General features: G+C 49.1%; 11 protein-coding genes and 1 riboswitch. Of the genes, 2 read left to right on the top strand and 9 right to left on the bottom strand.

Going from position 1 to position 12172, the window contains the following annotated elements; genetic code table 11:
- Positions 1 to 6: 6 nt before the first annotated feature.
- Entirely contained in the window at positions 7 to 1680 is a 1674-nt protein-coding gene (locus M3079_RS04615) for a ShlB/FhaC/HecB family hemolysin secretion/activation protein (protein WP_249077540.1), read from the bottom strand.
- A 238-nt stretch (positions 1681 to 1918) separates the two neighbouring features.
- Here M3079_RS04615 and M3079_RS04610 point away from each other — a divergent pair, with 238 nt between their 5' ends.
- Complete coding sequence (locus M3079_RS04610; protein WP_249077538.1) at positions 1919 to 2629, top strand: response regulator transcription factor; 711 nt, start codon at positions 1919 to 1921, stop codon at positions 2627 to 2629.
- The gene (locus tag M3079_RS04605; protein WP_249077536.1) at positions 2622 to 4016 is read left to right on the top strand and encodes a PAS domain-containing protein; all 1395 of its coding nucleotides are present in this window, start codon (positions 2622 to 2624) and stop codon (positions 4014 to 4016) included. The genes M3079_RS04610 and M3079_RS04605 overlap by 8 nt, the downstream gene beginning before the upstream one ends.
- A gap of 91 nt (positions 4017 to 4107) precedes the next feature.
- Here the strand turns inward: M3079_RS04605 and M3079_RS04600 are convergent, their stop codons facing one another.
- The 8 genes from M3079_RS04600 to M3079_RS04565 form a co-directional block, all read right to left on the bottom strand.
- Complete coding sequence (locus M3079_RS04600) at positions 4108 to 4920, bottom strand: MetQ/NlpA family ABC transporter substrate-binding protein (RefSeq protein WP_249077534.1); 813 nt, start codon at positions 4918 to 4920, stop codon at positions 4108 to 4110.
- A gap of 98 nt (positions 4921 to 5018) precedes the next feature.
- A riboswitch (SAM riboswitch) is annotated at positions 5019 to 5103 on the bottom strand.
- Between the two features lie 202 nt (positions 5104 to 5305).
- A complete protein-coding gene (locus tag M3079_RS04595) occupies positions 5306 to 5869 on the bottom strand; it encodes a Fe-S-containing hydro-lyase (RefSeq protein WP_021716126.1) in 564 nt (187 codons plus the stop codon).
- Positions 5870 to 5881: 12 nt separating this feature from the next.
- Positions 5882 to 6727, bottom strand: a complete 846-nt coding sequence (locus M3079_RS04590) for a fumarate hydratase (protein WP_249077532.1) — start codon at positions 6725 to 6727, stop codon at positions 5882 to 5884.
- Positions 6728 to 6736: 9 nt separating this feature from the next.
- Positions 6737 to 7963 carry an NADP-dependent malic enzyme gene (locus M3079_RS04585; protein ID WP_249077530.1) on the bottom strand — a complete coding sequence of 409 codons (1227 nt, stop codon included), beginning with the start codon at positions 7961 to 7963 and terminating at the stop codon, positions 6737 to 6739.
- Positions 7964 to 8048: 85 nt separating this feature from the next.
- A complete protein-coding gene (locus tag M3079_RS04580) occupies positions 8049 to 8537 on the bottom strand; it encodes a YfcE family phosphodiesterase (protein ID WP_249077528.1) in 489 nt (162 codons plus the stop codon).
- Complete coding sequence (gene rdgB, locus M3079_RS04575) at positions 8534 to 9124, bottom strand: RdgB/HAM1 family non-canonical purine NTP pyrophosphatase (protein ID WP_249077526.1); 591 nt, start codon at positions 9122 to 9124, stop codon at positions 8534 to 8536. Before rdgB ends, M3079_RS04580 begins: the two co-directional genes overlap by 4 nt.
- A 21-nt stretch (positions 9125 to 9145) precedes the next feature.
- Positions 9146 to 10465 (bottom strand): histone deacetylase, encoded by a 1320-nt coding sequence (locus M3079_RS04570; protein ID WP_249077524.1) that lies wholly within the window; start codon positions 10463 to 10465, stop codon positions 9146 to 9148.
- On the bottom strand, positions 10462 to 12126 hold the full coding sequence (locus M3079_RS04565; protein ID WP_249077521.1) for a hydantoinase/oxoprolinase family protein: 1665 nt from the start codon (positions 12124 to 12126) through the stop codon (positions 10462 to 10464). The genes M3079_RS04570 and M3079_RS04565 overlap by 4 nt, the downstream gene beginning before the upstream one ends.
- Positions 12127 to 12172: the final 46 nt, after the last annotated feature.

The raw sequence follows: 12172 nt of genomic DNA, 5'->3' as shown, positions 1-12172 counted from the left end.
CCCCTGTTAAAACTGACCGTTAAGCATAAAATGTATGCGGGTTTTATCTACTTCATCTCCGTTAATATCACGCATCAGCGGTATGCCGAGCGTTAAACTTGTATATATTTTGCGGTCGATTGTGCTTTTAATGCCTATGCCGGTGCCTGCCAGCACATGGTCGTCAAAAGCGCTGTCGCCGTAAACTGCACCATAATCAAAAAAGCAAAAGGCCGATGTTGTTTTGGCTTTGTCAAGCGGTACGCTGTATTCCAGGCTGGCGCTGTAACCGCTGTCGCCGCCAAGATAGCTTTCTTCATATCCGCGTACGCTGTACATGCCGCCGATATAAAACTGTTCGGCACTTGTAAGGTAATCGTCCGGGCTCCACTGGGCATCAAGCCTTGCGCTTAACATCTGCCCGGCCCTGTAAGCCTTTTGCCAGAAGCCGTTAAAAAAATACTTTGAAAAGTTTTCGTTTTCACCGGCGATATCTTCGCTGTCGCCGATACGGAAGTTATGCTTTTGGTAAATGATGCTGCTTGCACCGTAGTTAGTCATGCTGAAGCCTGCGGTGTAAGATTTTACAGTATCATCAACCCAGTGTATGCCCAAAAAGTCGGTTTGCGAATTTTGGTAGCCGTAATCCAAAGTTGCTTCCGTACGCAGGGTATCCGTAACCACCAGTGGCTGAATAAGCGAAACGCCGTATGCGTTGGAATGGCCTTTAATATCCAAATCTTCCAGTTCGCCATCCGTAATTTTTACGCTGTTAGTGCTGTAAGTAAGGCCCAGTTTGGTTCCGCTGCGCCCTAACGGCACTGTGTACATGGCGCTGAACGATTTTGTACCATCGCTGCGCATGCCGCTCATTGTCAGCATATCGCGGCTGCCTGTTAAGCTGCGGTCCGTCCAGAACAGGCCTTCGCGCCATTCGCCGCTCGATTCGCTGCCGGCGTTGTCGACATATACATTTATATAATTTTTCTGCGGCTCATAAGCCGATATTACATAGTCCGTAGTTCCGGGTTCTGCGCCTGCGTGCATGGTAATGCGCAGCTGCACATCGTTGGTAGCATTAAAACGCAGAAGGTCATCGTTCAACTCGTTGATATTGCTTATGCTGCCGCGGTCAAGCCCGATGCGCCCGGCAATATAACCGTCATTTGTGCTTTCATTGCCGCTGATATGCACGTTGCCGGTTTTGCCTTCAATAATTTTAATTTCCACCACGCCGTTTTTAATGGTTTGCGGCGGCAGATAAGCCCGGCAGGTTAAATAGCCTTTTTCGCTGTACAGTTCGTTAATGCTGTTTACAATGTCATACAGGCTTTGCAGTGTAACTTCCTGCCCAATATATTTGCCGGTAATTTCTTTAATTTCCGTTTCGGAAAGTACTTCGCTCTTATCTATTTTTACATCGTTCAATACAAATTTAACAGCATTTTCCGGTGCCTGCTGCTGTTCCTGCCCGCTGCCTTCAACCTCGGCACTCTGCTTGGCTCTGTCTTCGGCAATCTGACGAGCCACGCGCTGGCGTTCCATATATTCGCGCGTGCGGTTAAGCTGTACGCCCGGGTCATTAGTACCATACTGAGGCGGCGGATTACTAATTCCATAATCAACTGCATAAACAATTGGAACATTAATTGTCCCTGCCAAAATAAGTGCCGTTAAAATTTTTACAAGTCTTTTAGCCATGGCAATTCCTCTTTCTTATAGTACGTTTTTGTTTCATTTTAATTCGCATTTAACCGTATATATACACATTTATATTCATTTTAATTTTATCATAATTTCATTTTCCAAAGTGCAAATTTTTTCTTTGCACTTTCACGGCGTTATATTATTTACAAATTAGTGAACCTTGTATTAAACTATAAGTAAATATAGTAAAACGTATTATTACAAATTGATAATTTTGTAAAGGTACAGTAATATGCAAACCATTATTGCCATCGCAGATAACAAAGAAATATTTGATAATTTATTTACATACAGCATTTTGTGCGGGCTGCGTTTTAAAATTACGTGCAGCAGCGAAGAAGCACTGAACTTTTTTATGGAAAACCGTACGCCGCTGTTTATTGTAGAATGCAGCGATACAAATATCGGGCCGCTGAAGTTTATAAAGCGCCTTGCGCCTGCCTGTGCAGTTTTCGCCGTCAGCAAATCAGCCGATGAGGAAGTTGCCATCAGCGCACTCAAAAACGGTGCAGCCCAGTTTTTGCGCCTTCCCTGCGGCAGCCGCGAATTTTATTACCGGCTTGTTAATTTTATCAGGATGCTGAATCTTGATACCGGCATGGAAAAAATACAGATTATTACGCTTGGCAAACTTAAAATTTACCCGCAAAATAATCAGGCCATGCTGGACGGGGAATTTATTCCGCTGACAGCGACCGAATTTAAACTGCTGATACTTTTAGTAAATAAGCTTAACACAACAGTAACACTGGAAGAACTTTACCTGGCGCTGTACGATACCGAAAACATGCAGTACACAAGCCGTGTAGTCAGCGTACATATCAGCAAGCTGCGACATAAACTGCGCCTTAACGATTTGCCATACCTTCAGCTTGCCAATATTCACGGTAAGGGTTATTCCTTAAAATATACCCCAGAAACGGAGAACCGGAACAATGGATAAAACTACCAGAAATAATTTTAGCCGCGAAGCAATAAAACTTGCAGAACAGGCCTTAATTACTTATTTTGTAGACGGCAGCACCGAAAAAGTTCTGCAATTTTTCTCCAACACCTGCAGCAGTTGGATTGGCTGGGGTAAAGAGGAAATTTACCCTACTTATAATGATGTTTTTAATACCTTTATCCGCCGCGTTGACGATATTCCGCAAAATATTATCGAAGACATGCACTCGCAGGTATTGTTTGAGAGCCAAGACTTCTGCATTGTTTTTGTTGCATGCAGCATAAAGTCCCAACCGCAAACCGGCCTTTTACTTAATGAAACAGCACGTTTTACTTTTGTTATCCGCAAAGAAAATGACGGGTTAAAAATAGTACATCTTCATTTCTCAGCGGCATGGAACGAACTTAACCCGGGCGAAGTATACCCGGTTGCCAAAGGCAGCACCGAGTTTTATAAAAACGAACTGCAAATGGAAAAACCTGGTACGCCCTCATTCGTTGCAGCCAACACACCCAACGGTTTAAAATGCTGCCTGGCACAAAAAAATTATCCGGCAGTGTACATTAATAAAGCTTTGTACAAACTGGCCGGTTATAAAAGTATGACAGAAATGCTGATTGCCACCGGCGGCGATATTAAAAATATGATTTATGCAGCCGACCTGCCAAAAGTAAAACGCATTATGGCGGCGCACTGCGGCGAAGTGCCCTACACCATTAACTACCGCCTGCTGCGTAAGGACGGCACCGCCATTTGGGTGTTGGAACGCGGGCAGTTTACAGCAACCGACGGCCCTGATGATTATTTTATCTGTTCCATAGCGCCGCTTTTGCCGGACCAGAACGAATTTAACTATGGCACGCTGCTTGATTACAGCGAAATAGAAAATGCCCAGATACCCATGGACCTGTACTTTAAAACGGCGCTTAAAATTATTGAGCAGCATGACGAAAAAACTGCCGCAGTTAAACTTTTAAAACTTTGCTGCAGCATGGCACAAATTTCCGGCGCCTTTATTAAAGATATCAGCCGCAGCGGCGAATATATGCCGATAGTGGCAAAATATTTTAACGGCAGCGACGGTTTTGTAAATATTTTAAAATGCACGCCGGAAGACATTGCCAGACGCTTTAACAGCCACGGTTTAAACCAGTGCGGAAACACCGGCATTTTGCCAAAAGTATATAAAGATAAATTAGACGAGCTTGGTGTTAAGGCTTATTTAAGCAAAACCATTATGTGCGGCGGCAAAGCAGAATACGTACTCACCTTTGTATCCCTTGGCATGCCGCACAGCTGGACGGAAAGCGAAAAAGACCTGATTACACAAACGGCACGCCTCCTGTCATTGCTGTTCAAAACAAACAACCAAGATGCAAATTAATAAATCCCATATACGCAAAAATCCCACGGAAAATTCCGTGGGATTTTTATTGTACGGTTTAACTTATTAACTTTTAAAGTTTTAACAGCTATTAGAATGCCGGTACAACAGCGCCTTTGTAGGTTTCTTCAATGAACTTTTTAACTTCGGGGCTGGTGAGGGCTTTAGCCAGTTTTTGCAGTTCGGGGCGGTTTTCATCGCCTTTGCGGATTGCAACTACGTTAGCATACGGAGATTCTTTAGGTTCGGTAAAGAGGGAATCTTTAACCGGGTTCAGTTTTGCTTCCATTGCAAAGTTGGAGTTGATTACGGAATAATCAACATCGTTCATGGAACGCGGCAGGAGAGCTGCTTCGATTTCCACAATTTCAATGTTTTTGGGGTTGTCTACAATGTCGCCGGGGGTTGCGGTAATGGTTACGCCGTCTTTAAGTTTTAAAAGGTTGGCGCTTTGCAGAAGCATCAGTGCACGGCCGCCGTTGGTCGGGTCATTAGGAATGGCAATTTTTGCGCCCTGCGGCAGTTCGTCAAGAGATTTGTATTTTGTGGAATAAATGCCCATAGGCTCGATATGCACTTTGGTTAAGGTAACAAGCGGCATGTTGCGTTCTTTGGCAAATTCTTCAAGATAAGGAATATGCTGGAAGAAGTTAGCGTCGATTTCTTTATCGTTCAAAGAAAGGTTCGGTTTTACATAATCGCTGAACTCGATAATTTGCAGGTCAACACCTTCTTTGGCAAGCTGCGGTTTAACAAAGTTCAAAAGTTCTGCATGAGGCACCGGGGTTGCGCCAACTTTCAGCACGGTTTTGCCGCCTTCGGATTTGGTTTCGCTGCCGCCGCAGCCGGCAATTAAAAGAGCCAGCACCAAAACGGAGCAAAGGACTAACAGGATTTTTTTCATCTTTACATCTCTCCTTTTAAATTTTACACACTACTTACTGGCAATAACGAAAGCAATAAAAAAGCTCTTTCCGAGGAAAGAGCATATACTTTACTTTCCTCTCATCTATCAGGAGTTAGCACCATAGCACAGCCTGGTTGCCGGGTTTCATTGGGCCTGTCCCTCAACCGCTCTCGATAAGAGTGTGTTTGTTAAGATGAAATTATAATACAGCAATCGCAAGATATTGTCAACAAAATTTTACAATTTTTGCAGCTTTGTTTACGCTTTATGCTGCGCGCAGCAAATTTTACTGCAAATTGTAAATAAATTAACATTTTATTGGCGCGCTTAATTTACGCAAAACAAAAACCGGCCAAAGCCGGTTTACTGTTTAATATGCTGTTTATTCCTTGCTGTATTTGGCAATGCCTACTTTGTAAAAATCGTTGCCTTCGGCATCTATGCACACAATCGCGGGAAAATCTTCCACTTCGTAACGGCGGATGGCTTCCGGCCCCAAATCTTCATAGGCAATCATTTCTTCGCCTTTAATGGACTGGGAAATTACCGCCGCCGCACCGCCGACGGCTACAAAATACACTGCGCCGTATTTAACGCAGGCTTCAACAACTTCTTTGCCGCGCAGGCCTTTGCCAATCATGCCGCGCATACCTTCGGCAATCAGCGCCGGCGTATATTTATCCATGCGCCCGCTGGTGGTCGGCCCGGCACTGCCAACAATTTCGCCCGGTTTGGTTGGTGAAGGGCCAACGTAATAAACAACCTGCCCCTTAATATCAAACGGCAGCGGCCTGCCTTCGGCCATTGCTTCCGTCATACGCTTGTGCGCAGCGTCGCGCGCTGTGTAAACAGGGCCGGTTATGCGCACAACGTCACCGGCGTGCAGGTCTTTTATGGTTTCTGCCGTTAAGGGCGTGGTAATGTGTTTAATTTTTGCGTCCGTCATTTCTGCGCCCCCTTACAATACGGCATACGCACGGCGTGCAGCGTGGCAGTTAAGGTTTACAGCCACCGGCAGCGCGCCGATATGCGTCGGTGCATACTCGATATTTACGGCAGCGGCAGTGGTTGTGCCGCCAAGCCCCGCAGGGCCGATGCCGGTTTTATTAATGCGCTCTAAAAGTTCTTCTTCAAGCTTTGCATAGCGTTCATCACTGTTGTGCTCACCGATGGGGCGCGTCAGCGAATATTTGGCCAGAAGCGCGCATTTTTCCATATTGCCGCCGATACCGACGCCAACCGTTACCGGCGGGCAGGGGTTCGGGCCTGCTTTGCACACGGTATCAAGCACAAAATCAATTACCCCCTGCACTCCGTCGGCAGGCTTTAACATTTTCATAGCGCCCATGTTTTCGCTGCCGCAGCCTTTGGGGGCTACGGTAATTTTCACTTTATCTCCCGGCACAAGGCGGGTATGAATAATGGCGGGCGTGTTATCCTGCGTATTTTTGCGTTCAAACAGCGGGTCATCAACGGAAGACTTGCGCAGATAGCCCTTGGTGTAGCCTTCTGCCACACCGGCGTTAACGGCTTCTTCCAGCGCGCCGCCGGTAAAATGCACTTCCTGCCCTATTTCCAGAAACACCACTGCAAGCCCGGTATCCTGGCACAGGGGCACATCTTTACGTGCGGCAAGTTCCGCATTTTCAATAATGGTTTCCAAAACCTCCCTGCCTAACGGCGATTCTTCCGTATCGCGGGAGGCTTTAAATTTTTCCAGCAAATCCTGCGGCAGATAGTAGCAGGCATCGCAGCACAGTTTGGCAACGGCTGCCGTAATTTCTTTAACATTTAATTCGCGCATGGCCGCTCCTTATCTGCCAATGCGTTTTAAAGCATTGGCGCGTACAACTTCAGGGTCAACTTTTACACGGGCTACGCCGGTTTCCATAGCGGCCTTGGCAACCGCTGCGGCAACGGCAGGCGCAACGCGCGGGTCAAAAGCGTCCGGAACAACGTAATCGGCGCGCAGGTCTTTTTCGTCAATAAGGTTGGCAATGGCGTAAACCGCCGCAACCTTCATTTCTTCGTTAATAGCTCTTGCACGCACGTCAATAGCGCCGCGGAACACGCCCGGGAACACCGTTACATTGTTAACCTGGTTCGGGCTGTCGCTGCGTCCGGTACCGGCAACTGCCGCACCCGCTGCAATGGCGGCTTCGTAGCTCGTTTCCGGCACAGGGTTGGCAAGCCCAAAAACAATGGCTTTATCCGCCATGCTGCCGATAATTTCTTTGGTAAACAGATTCGGGCCTGATACGCCTACAAGAATATCCGCACCTTTGGCAACTTCTGCCAGAGTGCCCTTTTCCATGTTCGGGTTGGTAACCTCCGAAAGGTAACGCTGAATTTTATCCAGTTTGGCATCAATGCCTTTATACAAGGCGCCCACACGTTCCACCATAATTACATTCGGAAAGCCCATGCTTACAAACAGCCTGCCAATGGCAGAACCGGCAGCGCCGCAGCCGTTTACAACAACTTTAACGTCTTTAATATCTTTTTTTACATAACGCAAAGCGCCCATAACGGCAGAAAGGCACGCAATGGCGGTGCCATGCTGGTCGTCGTGGAATACCGGAATGTCGCAGATTTCGCGCAGGCGGTCTTCAATTTCATAGCATTTCGGCGAAGAAAAATCTTCAAGGTTAATGCCTGCAAAAGTCGGCTGCAAACGGCGTACCGTTTCAATAATTTCTTCCGGGTCTTTGGTGTCAATGCAGATAGGAATGGCGTCAACATCGCCAAAGGTTTTAAACAGCACGGCCTTGCCTTCCATAACAGGCATTGCCGCTTCCGGGCCTATATCGCCAAGCCCCAGCACGCGCGTGCCGTCGCTTACAATGGCAACAGTATTGCCGCGGCAGGTATATTCAAACGAAAGCTCTTTATTTTCCTTAATGGCTTTGCAGGGTTCGGCAACGCCCGGCGTATAAGCCAGCGCCAAATCCTCGCGGTTATTAAGCGGCACCTTGCTTGCCACCGCAAGCATGCCATTATGTTCAGCATGAAACTTCAACGCATCTTCTACAAAAGACATAACAAATTACTCCCCTCTGTTTTCATTTAGTGTATACTATATATTTATATTATACACTTTGTTTTTAAAAGAGCAAGCATTTAATTTACGGCTTTGCAAGGCGTATTATTTCTGCGGACGGTTTTTCACCTTCGTTAAGCGTCAGCACGCCAAAGGTAGGCCCGTCCATGCTGCGCGGGCGCGAAGGGCTGCCGGGGTTCACCAAAAGCACATCGCCGTACCATTTTACAAGCGGCACATGCGTATGGCCGAAAACAACAATATCCGCCTCCAGGCGGTGCGCCCACCACACCAGTTCCTGCGGGCTGCCGCCGTGCAGATAGCGGTGCCCGTGAGCCAGCCAGATGTTAAAGCCATGCAAATATAAAAATTCGTCTACGTTAAAATCCGTTTCGCCCGCGTCGCAGTTGCCGCACACAGCCGTTACTTCTAGCCCGGTCTGGCTTTTAAGGTACAGGCTGTCACGCGCATAATCGCCGGTATGCAGCCACTGTTCCACCGGCGGGGCGGCGGCAATAACGCGGCGCAGGTTCTGCATGCTTCCGTGGGTATCTCCGGTTAAACCTATTTTCATTTTATTTTCTTCCAGTTGGCAATAAGTTTTTTAACGGCTTTGCCGCGGTGGCTGATTTTATTTTTTTCTTCCGGCGTTGCTTCGCCAAGGCCCATGTGCAGCTCGGTAGACCAAAAGAGCGGGTCATACCCGAAGCCGTTATTGCCCAAAGGCTCGTGCAGCAGCATGCCTTCACAGATGCCGTCCGTTTCCACAAGCACCTTGCCGGCGGCGTCGGCCACGCACAAAGCGCAGCGGAAACGGCAGGTACGTTTAACCTGCAATTTCATGTTTGCCAAAAGTAAATCGTTGTTTTCCTTGTCGGTTGCCTTTTCGCCGGCGTAACGTGCGCTGCGCACGCCAGGTTCGCCGTCCAGCGCCTGCACTTCAAGCCCGCTGTCGTCGGCAATGCAGGTCATGCCGGTTGCCTTGGCGTAGTATGTTGCTTTTATACGCGCATTGGCGGCAAAAGTACGCCCGTTTTCTTCCGGCGCTTCAATGCCTGGCCATTCGGCAAGATAATGCAGTTCAACCTCCATATCTTTTAACATTTCCTTAAATTCTTCCAGTTTGCCCGGGTTGCTTGTAGCTATTACAATTTCTTTCACTTTATAAACTCCAATCTTCCGTTAAATTGTTTCCACAACGCCCGTATCGGGGTGCTGCAGTAAAATATATTTATATTCACAGCTTTGTTTGGCGCGCAGTGCGTCATCATAAGCCGCTTTTTTACAGTTTTCACAGGTATCGCGCAAAAGGCATACCACATAAGCGCTCTGGTCGCCGTAACGGGTGCCGCGCGCATTAGTGGCAACAGTTATATAACCGCTGCAGTTTTTGCAGTAGTGCGCCGTTTCCAGCTGCTCCTCGCGGATGCCTTCTTCGTCATAATAAACTCCCTTGCGCCGCTGCCATTTGCCGCCGCATTTATCAAGCAGCATTCTGCCAACTTCCCTGCGCGTACGCCAGATGTTGCCCACCTGCTCAATAAGCTGCTCCACGCGCGTCATGCAGCGCTGGTCAGGCCTGCGCAGGGCGCTGATGTCCGGCTCAATAACCTTGCTGTAATCCATCTCTGCCATGGCAAGAATTATGCCGGTGTTAACATAGGGCAGCGCCGCTTCGATAGAATAGCCGCCTTCCAAAACGGCAATATCCGCCTTTAACTTATCTGCCAGTGCCGCATAGCCGTGCGCCGTAACGCTCATGGAAGCGAGCGGGTCGCTGAAATGGTTATCCTGCCCGGCAGAATTAATGATGAGTTCCGGTTCAAAATCGTCAAGAATAGGTTTTATCAGCCCGTCAAACAGGCGGTGTATTTCCTTATCGCCGCTGCCGGGTAAAAGCGGCAGGTTGATGTTATAGCCCCACGCCGCCGGGCTGCCTGCTTCATCCGGGAAGCCCGTGCCCGGGTACAGCGTGCGCCCGTCCTGATGGAACGAAATATAAAGCACGTTTGGGTCGTGGTAAAAAATATCCTGGCTGCCGTCGCCGTGGTGTACGTCCGTATCGACAACGGCAATTTTTTTAATGCCGTAGCGGCTCCGCAAATATTCAACCATTACGGCTTCAATATTAATGGTGCAAAAACCGCGGATGCCATGCACAATACGCATGGCGTGGTGTCCCGGCGGGCGTACAAGCGCAAACGCGCGCTTAACTTCGCCGCTCATTACAGCGTCGGCCGCCGTCATGCACCCTCCGGCAGAGGCAAGATGTGCAGGCGTAATAAGTTTGGCTATTGAAGGCACGCCAACGTGGGCGCGCTGCAAATCGTTAATTTCCGCCATGCGCAGGCGGTATTCACGTATTTCCGGACGGTCAAACAGCCCTTCTTCCGTCAGCTGGTCGCGCGTATATAACAGCCTTTCCTGGCGCTCCGGGTGCCCGGGACTGATCATCCAGTCAAAAGCCGGGAAAAATATCAGTCCTAAATTTGCCTGTTTCAAAATGCCACCTCCCTGCCGGTAATTTTATACAAAATGCCGGGTTTAAGCTGCATGCGCAGGTAAATAATTTCGCCGGTATCATAATAGCCGTGCACCGTGCGGAAATATTCGCGGCTGATAACTTCGGTTTCGCTGCTTTCCATCTGCCAGCCGCCTGCTTTTTCGTGCAGCCAGGCGCTTAAAATTTCTTCTGCCGCCTGCATGTTAAAGCGTTTGGGCAGGCGTTCCCGTTTGCCGCTTTCCGGAATTAAATAATAACCTTCGGTAGTATCGGCGCGCAGGCTTGCCGCTACTGTCGGCCTTGCCAGTGCCGCACCGATGGCATTTGCCACCATGCCGCCGGGCGGAATTACAACCGGCAGCCCCATGCGCCTGCCAAGCGCGTGAATAAGCCCCGGCGCACCGCCGCCGACGCCTACAAGCTGCTGCGGAACAAAATCGCTGCCGCTTAAAACATCGCTTACCGTGTAAACAGGCTGAATGCTCCACTCGTGCAGCATATCTTTAATGGCGTTTTCAATAACGTCCAGTGCCGCATCCAAAACAGCCTGCGCCGCCATCTCAGGCGATTCGCCTTCGTGGCACAATGCGCCCAAAGCCTTAAAGGAAGCACCGGCATCACCAAACGAAGCAAGCCCCAGCACAATCAGCGCGTCAGCCAAAGTTGCCGCCGCGCCGCCTAACGCTGCCGCGCGCCCTGCACGTTCCGGCCCAACCTTAAAGCCCTGCGGCAGTTTGGTTATAGCGCTGTCGCCGCCAATGCCCACGCTGCGCATATGGAAAGAACGCACCGCTGTCGGGTATTTGCCAATCATTGCGCCTTTTTTCGCCAAAAGAGGCTCACCGTTATCCCAAAAGGCAATATCGGTTGTAGTGCCGCCAACATCAAGCGAAATGCACTTGCCCTCCGGCGCCGCGCCGAGCGCTTCAATGCCCAGCACGCTTGCCGCCGGGCCCGTAAATACCGCTTCAACAGGCTGTTTAAGCGCCGCCTCCAAAGGCAGCGTGCCGCCGTCAGCCTTTAAAATCTGCACCGGCGCGGTAATATTGCGCTCCTTCAGCGCCCATTCCACCTGCTTGCCAAAGGCTTCAAAGGTTTTATCTACCGCCGCCGCAAAATAAGCACTGTTGGTGCGGCGGATAAAATTCAGCTCGCCGCTGAGTTCCGAACCCAAAAATACTTTTTTATAACCGCTCTTTTTTAATTCGTGCGCCAGCACATATTCGTTTTCGGGGTTGCGCACCGCAAACTTGCCGCTTACTGCCGCTGCCTGCACGCCGGAAGGTTTATCCAAAAGCCCGTAGTGTTTGTTAAACTCACTACGCGCTGCAATTTTGCCGCGGTGGTCAACATAGCCGCTTACCAGATAAGGTTCTACCGGAAAACACCCCTTTACGTTCATGCCGGGGCCAGTCATTACTGCCAGAAATACCGGCTGCGTTTTGCCTTCCGTAAGCGCATTGGTAACAATGGTGCTGCTTATAACCACACGCTCAATCTTTGCCGCGTCCGCGCCGTCCATAACGGCATCCAGCGCCGCCAGTATGCCGCGCAGCACCTCGCCGTGCGTTGTAGGGCGCTTGGCCTGCGCATGCACAGCACCGTTATCTACCAAAACGGCATCCGTAAAAGTGCCGCCAACATCTATACCTAAAAGCATAATCTCACCTCTTTCCGTAAGACTCAACGTGTAATAATTCAATATG

It is taken from the genome of Phascolarctobacterium sp. ET69, assembly GCF_023336935.1.
GTDB lineage: Bacteria > Bacillota > Negativicutes > Acidaminococcales > Acidaminococcaceae > Fusicatenibacter_A > Fusicatenibacter_A intestinipullorum.
Note: the sequence above shows the minus strand (reverse complement) of the source record. Positions and strands in the feature narration are given on the sequence as shown.